Source organism: Candidatus Poribacteria bacterium (assembly GCA_016866785.1).
Taxonomy (GTDB): Bacteria; Poribacteria; WGA-4E.
The window spans coordinates 1-6,559 of sequence record VGLH01000172.1 but is presented as its reverse complement, the minus strand read 5'-3'; the positions used below and the strand labels follow the sequence as shown (position 1 = coordinate 6,559).

The following is a 6,559-nucleotide window of genomic DNA, read 5'->3' as shown; positions in this document are numbered from 1 at the left end:
ATGCCTGTGGAGAAGACACCGTCTCGATGACGGGCCCGCAGGTCGGGATCATGACCGACGGAAGCTTCAGCAAGGCGCGGATCCATCGCGTCAATGACGCCCGCATCCGCGAGGAGCTGGGCGCAGGGAGGGTTGTCGTCGTCGCCGGGTTCCAGGGCTCCACGGTGGACGGTCACATCACGACGTTGGGCAGAGGGGGCTCCGACACCACGGCGGTGGCGGTGGCAGCGGCGCTGAAGGCTGACGTGTGCGACATCTTCACGGATGTAGACGGCGTCTACACGGCGGACCCGCGTGTGGTCCCGGAGGCGAAGCGGCTCGACGTCGTCACCTACGAGGAGATGCTCGAGCTCGCCAGCTTGGGAGCCAAGGTGCTCCATTCACGGTCTGTGGAGTTGGCGTGGAAGTTCCGGACACCCTTGCGCGTACGGTCGACGTTCACGGAAGACGAGGGAACACTGGTGGTTGACGAATCGCGTATCGAGGACATGGAGCGGGTTGTCGTCAGTGGAGTCACGGCGGACAAGAACCAGGCGAAAATCACGATGCTCGACGTGCCGGACAAGCCCGGTGTTGCCGCCCAGATCTTCGAATCGCTGGCGGACGCGGGCATCAACGTCGACATGATCGTGCAGAACATCGGCAAGGACGGCAACACGGACCTGTCGTTCACGGTGCCGCGCACCGATATTCGGAAGGCGATCCAGCGCTCCCAGGAAGTCGGCAAGACGGTCGGTGCCGGCGAAGTGACAGCAGACGAGACCATCGCCAAAGTCTCCGCGGTCGGGATCGGCATGAAGAGCCACTCCGGGATCGCGGCTCGGATGTTCTCCGCTTTGGCAGATGAGAAGATCAACATCCACATGATCTCGACGTCCGAGATCAAGATCTCTTGCGTCATCGACGCGAGCTCCGCCGATGAAGCGGTTCGCCTCCTCCACCGTCGGTTCGGGTTGTCCAAGTAGCGAAGTACGTGACTCGGTCTCCAGCCTCCCAGGTCGGGAACCAGCAATGAGCCGCCTCTTGGTGTTTACGGTCGCGTCGTTGCCGGAGGGCGACCTCAGCCCGTTCGAGGTCGTATGCTCGCCGGAAGACGCTGACCTCGGCGCGATCGACGAGGACATCGTCATATCGGGCCCGGTCACCATCTCGGGAACGGCGCAGCGCATGGGGGGCGAGGTTCTCTTCGATCTCCATGCGAGCGCCACTGCCACGCTCCTGTGCCGCCGGTGTCTAGAGCCCGCAGTCGCCGATCTGGATAGCGAGTTCAAGATTCTCTATCGACCTGCGACACAGAGGAGAGACGATGAAGAGGACACTGACGAGATTGGACTTGCGTACTACGATGCGGGTATCATAGACGTTCGCGAGGACGTCCGGCGGTACCTGTTGCTGGAAGTCCCGATCTGGCTCCTGTGCGATGAGGACTGTCGCGGTTTGTGCCACCATTGCGGTGCGAATCTGAATGTGACAACGTGCGAGTGTCAGGCTGAACCGGACTCTGGCGACCGAGAAACGGATCTATCGCGCCAGCTCGCTCGGCTCATGGGCTAGTGCAGGACCTGCTCGCCGACTACCCACGACCAGACTAGGAAGAGAGTGCATGGCGAACCCAAAGCGACGCCATTCCCATACCCGAACGCGACTCCGACGGGCTCACGACGCGATCCGAGGCACGACGCTCATTCTGTGCCGCCAGTGTGGGGAGCGTCACCGGCCCCATCGCGCTTGCCCGGGATGCGGCTACTTCAAGGCGCACAAGTGGCATCGACCCATCGTCTCGGTCGACGTTGAGTAGTCCATGGTCGGAGGCCGCGTAGGATGGCGCCTGGCATGACGCGGACAGCGGTCATCGGCACTGGGTCCGAGCTCCCGACGAAGGTCATCACGAACGCCGATCTCGAGCAGATGGTCGAAACGTCGGACGAGTGGATCCGGAAACGCACCGGGATCGCCGAGCGCCGCATCACTGACGAATCCACCGCTTCCTCCGACATCGGCACTGCGGCTGCCCAACGCGCAATCGACGACGCCGGCATTTCCGCGTCCGAGATCGACTGCATCATCTGCAGCACGGTCTCGCCCGATATGGGCTTCCCGTCGACAGCCTGCTTCATCGCCAACAACCTCCATCTGCGTCATGTTCCCGCCTTCGATCTGGCGGCAGCATGCGCCGGCTATTCGTATGCGATCCATGTCGCAGACGGCCTCATCCGCTCCGGTGTGTACCGAACCGTGCTCGTCGTCGCCGCCGAGACCCTGACGAAGTTCGTCAACTGGTCGGACCGGGCGACGTGCGTGCTCTTCGGGGACGCGTCCGGGGCGGCCGTCCTACGCGGGACCAACGAGGACCGAGGCGTCTTGCACAGTGAGATCGGGGCGGAGACGGAGTACTCAGACCCGGAGCTGCTCGGACTGGTCGGGGGCGGGAGCCGTCTTCCGGCGTCCGAGAGCACGGTGAGGAACCGCGACCACACGATCCGCATGCGCGGTCAAGAGGTCTTCCGTCTCGCCGTGGGCATGATGCCGGATGTCACGCAGCAGGTCCTCGACCGCGCCGGCATCGGCGTAGACGCGATCGACCTGTTCATCCCGCATCAGGCGAATGTGCGGATCATGGAGGCATTCTCGGAGCGTTTGGGCATCCCGATGGAGCGCACATTCATCAATATCGACCGGTACGGGAACACCTCGTCGGCGACGGCAGCAGTTGCCCTCGACGAAGCGCTCCGAACCCGCCGGATCAGCCGTGGTGGTACCGTCCTCATCGTGACGTTCGGCGCCGGGTGGACTTGGGGCGTCAATATCATCCGCGTGTAAGCCCGGGCCTCACTCGATTCAGGATGGCGCATGGACGATGTCGCGTTCTTGTTCCCGGGCCAGGGATCGCAATCCCTTGGGATGGGGAAGTGGCTCGACGGACTGCCCGAAGCCGCCACTGTCTATGATCAGGCGGAATCAGCGGGATTCGATGTCCGGCGGATCGTCTCTGAGGGTCCAGCCGAAGCCCTTGATCAGACTGAGACGACACAGCCAGCCATTCTGACCGTCAGCGTGGCGACCCTCGAAGCCTTCCGCTCAATGGGCGTGGCTCCGTCAGCCGTAGCAGGTCACAGCCTGGGCGAGTACTCCGCACTCGTCGCGGCAGGCGTCCTTTCGTTTGGCGCGGCGCTCGAGCTGGTTCTACGTCGCGGCGAGCTCATGGCGTCCGCTGGCAAGGGGAGAGCCGCTGGCATGCTCGCCATGATCGGCATCGAGACCGATGTCCTGGAGGCGATCTGCGAGGAAGCCAGCCACGAAGATGAGATCGTCACCATCGCCAACTACAACTGCCCTGGTCAAATCGTTATCTCCGGCGATCTCGAGGCGCTCGACCGCGCGAGCGATATGGCGCGGGCTGCCGGCGCCAAGCGAATCATGCCATTGCGCGTCTCCTCGGCGTTCCATTCGCCGCTGATGGAGGACGCCGCCGTGGACATGGCGGAGCTCCTGAGCGCCGCCGATCTCGCTCCGCCATTGCTTCCGATCTACTGTAACGTCTCGGCTCGCGCCGAAACGGATTCGGCGATCATCCGGTCGCTGCTGACCCAGCAGATGACGAGCCCGGTGCGATGGGAGCACACGCTACGACAGATGGCTTCGGACGGCATCCGACGGTTCGTCGAAGTCGGACCCGGAACCGTGCTCGCCGGACTGGCGCGCCGGACCTTGTCGGGAAGCCGGACGCTGACCAGTCAGTCGCGCGAGGAGTTCGAGGAGACAGCTCGTGTTCTCGCTGAAGGGTAAAGCCGCTCTCGTCACGGGAGCGTCTCGGGGAATCGGCAAGGCGATCTCCCTGGCGCTGGCTTCCTGTGGCGCGCAGATCGTTGCCTTCGCCAGAACGGAAGACGCGCTGCAGGCGACCGCCGACGAAATCCGCTCTGCTGGCGGGGAAGCCGCCGTTGTGGTGGGGGACTTGTCCGACCCGGCCGCAGGTGATCGAGCTGTCCAGATGTCCATCGAAGCGTTCGGCAGGCTCGACATCCTCGTCAACAACGCCGGCGTCACGCGCGACGGCCTGCTTATCCGCATGAAGGACGAAGACTGGGACAGCGTCATCGGGACGAATCTCACGGGGGCATTTCGGTTCACGCGAGCCGCCGCCCGCACTATGATGAAGCAGCGCAGCGGGCGCGTGATCCAGATATCCTCGGTCGTGGGCGTGAAGGGGAACGCGGGCCAGGCGAACTACGCGGCGTCCAAGGCGGGGGTCATCGGCATGACGCTGTCTCTGGCGAAGGAGCTAGGTCCGCGAGGCGTCACGGTCAATGCGATTGCGCCGGGCTTCATCACCACCGATATGACCTCAGGACTCTCGGAAGACTACCAGAGCCAACTGCGCAACATGATCCCTCTCGGGGTCTTCGGATCTCCCGAAGACGTCGCGGCGGTCGCTTGCTTTCTTGCCTCCGACGAAGCGCGGTACGTCACGGGGCAAGTGATACAGGTCGATGGGGGCATGAGACTGTAGTCGCCAACGTCGACCACCTCACACACGAGAACCGCGCTGGAGGATTCGCCCATATGGCAGGTACGGCCGGCAAGGGGGACAAGGTCCGCGAGATCATCGCGCGCGAGTTGTCCGTCGATCTCGACCAGGTAACGCCGGATGCGTCATTCATGGACGATCTCGGAGCCGATTCGCTCGACACGGTCGAACTGGTCATGGCGTTCGAGGAGGCGTTCGACATCGAGATCGCCGACGAGGATGCGGAGAAGATACGGACGGTCAAGGACGCCATCAGCTACGTGGAGCGCCACGCGTAGGAACCGATATGGGCGCGTGCGCACGTGTGCAGCCGCCAGACCGGGCTCGGTTCACCCGGGGGTAACCTATGGAACGAGTGGTCATCACAGGCGCCGGAGTCATCAGCCCTCTCGGGTTGACGCTGGACGACTATTGGTCTGGTCTGGAGCGAGGCGAGTCCGGAGTGGGCCCCGTCACGCTCTTCGACACGACGGACTACCGTACCCAGATCGGCGCCGAGGTGAAAGGGTTCGACCCCGACGCGTACCTTGATGCCAAGGATGCCCGGCGGTTGCCGCGATTCATCCAGTTCGGCATCGCCGCCGCCCGGTTGGCTCGAAGCGACGCAGGACTCGATGACGGCGGATACTCGCCCGACCGCGCCGGCGTCATCGTCGGCTCCGGCATCGGGGGCATCGACGTGATCGAGGCGCAGCACGAAGTGCTTCGGACCAAGGGCCCGAGGCGTGTCTCGCCGTTCTTCGTGCCGTTCGAGATCATCAACATGGCGGCTGGCAAGATCTCGATGTACTTCGATCTTCGAGGTCCGAACTCAGCCACCGTTACGGCTTGCGCGTCTGCGAACCATGCCATCGGCGACGCTTACCACGTTGTCCGCCGCGGTGAGGCAGATGTGATGATCTGCGGCGGAACCGAAGCCGCCATCACGCCGATCTCGTTCGCCGGATTCTGTTCGATGAAGGCGATGTCGGAGCGGAACGACGAACCGACGTCGGCGAGCCGCCCGTTCGACGCCACGCGAGACGGCTTTGTGATGGGTGAGGGCTCCGGGATCGTCGTCCTGGAGTCGCTTCGGCACGCGCAAGCTCGTGGCACCCACATCTATGCCGAGGTGCTCGGCTACGGCATGAGCGCCGACGCCTACGATATGGTGAGCCCACCGGACGACGGCGATGGCGCTGCCCGGTCCATGCAGGCTGCCCTGAGGAACGCCCAGATCGAGCCGTCCGATGTCTCCTACGTCAACGCTCACGGAACATCGACGTCGATTGGGGATGTCGCGGAGACACGGGCGATTAAGCGCGTCTTCGGCGATCTAGCACCCAGCCTTCCCGTGAGCTCGACGAAGTCCATGACCGGACACCTGCTGGGCGCTGCCGGAGCCATCGAGCTGATCGCGTGCATCATGGCGATCAAGCACCAGCGCATCCCTCCGACGATCAACTTAGCGTCACCAGACCCGGAGTGCGACCTGGACTACGTGCCCAACGTGGCGCGAGACGCGGCTGTGGACATCGCCATCTCGAATGCCTTCGGGTTCGGTGGTCACAACACGACTCTCGTCGTGCGCCGGTGGCGCGAAGGTTAGATCGCGGGCTCGCCGGAACGCGCCGCCATGTCTCACCCGCTGGAATCGACCCTCGGCTATGTATTCCAGGAACCGAGGTGGCTGTCGGTCGCTCTGACCCATCGCTCTGCGGCGGAGCCGTCAGACGACGGTGATTCGGACTCCCACAACGAACGCCTCGAGTTCCTGGGCGACGCGGTCATCGATCTGGCGATTCGCAGCCGGCTGCTCGCGACCCACACGCGTGCGTCCGAGGGCGACCTCAGCCGGACACGTGCGCGACTCGCAAGCCGGAGACATCTGGCAAGGGTCGCCGAGGCGCTGGGTATCGACCTCCATATCCGAGCGGAGCTGGATATCGGCACGACCCATCCCTCGCGGCGAGAGCGCGTACTTGCGTCTGCATTCGAGGCGATTGTCGGCGCTGCGTATCTGGACGGAGGCTTCGAGTGCGCCTGCAGGAT

General features: G+C 64.0%; 9 protein-coding genes. All 9 read left to right on the top strand.

Annotated features, from left to right (window positions below; translation table 11 throughout):
- The coding region (locus FJZ36_17315) for an aspartate kinase (protein ID MBM3216660.1) at positions 1–965 on the top strand (965 nt) is incomplete at its 5' end.
- Positions 919–1,554, top strand: coding sequence for a DUF177 domain-containing protein (locus FJZ36_17310; GenBank protein MBM3216659.1), 636 nt, complete (start codon positions 919–921; stop codon positions 1,552–1,554). The genes FJZ36_17315 and FJZ36_17310, both read left to right, overlap by 47 nt.
- A gap of 49 nt (positions 1,555–1,603) precedes the next feature.
- Positions 1,604–1,798: a 50S ribosomal protein L32 gene (locus FJZ36_17305; protein ID MBM3216658.1), complete on the top strand. Its 195-nt coding sequence runs from the start codon at positions 1,604–1,606 to the stop codon at positions 1,796–1,798.
- Between the two features lie 35 nt (positions 1,799–1,833).
- Positions 1,834–2,820 carry a ketoacyl-ACP synthase III gene (locus tag FJZ36_17300; protein ID MBM3216657.1) on the top strand — a complete coding sequence of 329 codons (987 nt, stop codon included), beginning with the start codon at positions 1,834–1,836 and terminating at the stop codon, positions 2,818–2,820.
- A gap of 30 nt (positions 2,821–2,850) precedes the next feature.
- Positions 2,851–3,786: an ACP S-malonyltransferase gene (gene fabD / locus FJZ36_17295; protein MBM3216656.1), complete on the top strand. Its 936-nt coding sequence runs from the start codon at positions 2,851–2,853 to the stop codon at positions 3,784–3,786.
- On the top strand, positions 3,776–4,510 hold the full coding sequence (fabG, locus tag FJZ36_17290; protein MBM3216655.1) for a 3-oxoacyl-[acyl-carrier-protein] reductase: 735 nt from the start codon (positions 3,776–3,778) through the stop codon (positions 4,508–4,510). Before fabD ends, fabG begins: the two co-directional genes overlap by 11 nt.
- A 53-nt stretch (positions 4,511–4,563) precedes the next feature.
- Positions 4,564–4,806 (top strand): acyl carrier protein, encoded by a 243-nt coding sequence (locus tag FJZ36_17285; protein MBM3216654.1) that lies wholly within the window; start codon positions 4,564–4,566, stop codon positions 4,804–4,806.
- Positions 4,807–4,874: 68 nt separating this feature from the next.
- Positions 4,875–6,116, top strand: coding sequence for a beta-ketoacyl-ACP synthase II (gene fabF, locus FJZ36_17280; protein ID MBM3216653.1), 1,242 nt, complete (start codon positions 4,875–4,877; stop codon positions 6,114–6,116).
- 27 nt (positions 6,117–6,143) lie between these two features.
- Positions 6,144–6,559: ribonuclease III (locus tag FJZ36_17275; GenBank protein ID MBM3216652.1), on the top strand; the 416-nt coding region annotated here is incomplete at its 3' end.

Excerpts from the sequence above, each read along its gene's own strand:
- FJZ36_17310 (MBM3216659.1), top strand. The coding sequence starts at position 919 with ATGAAGCGGTTCGCCTCCTCCACCGTCGGTTCGGGTTGTCCAAGTAGC.
- FJZ36_17305 (MBM3216658.1), top strand. The coding sequence starts at position 1,604 with ATGGCGAACCCAAAGCGACGCCATTCCCATACCCGAACGCGACTCCGA.
- FJZ36_17300 (MBM3216657.1), top strand. The coding sequence starts at position 1,834 with ATGACGCGGACAGCGGTCATCGGCACTGGGTCCGAGCTCCCGACGAAG.
- fabD (MBM3216656.1), top strand. The coding sequence starts at position 2,851 with ATGGACGATGTCGCGTTCTTGTTCCCGGGCCAGGGATCGCAATCCCTT.
- FJZ36_17285 (MBM3216654.1), top strand. The coding sequence starts at position 4,564 with ATGGCAGGTACGGCCGGCAAGGGGGACAAGGTCCGCGAGATCATCGCG.
- fabF (MBM3216653.1), top strand. The coding sequence starts at position 4,875 with ATGGAACGAGTGGTCATCACAGGCGCCGGAGTCATCAGCCCTCTCGGG.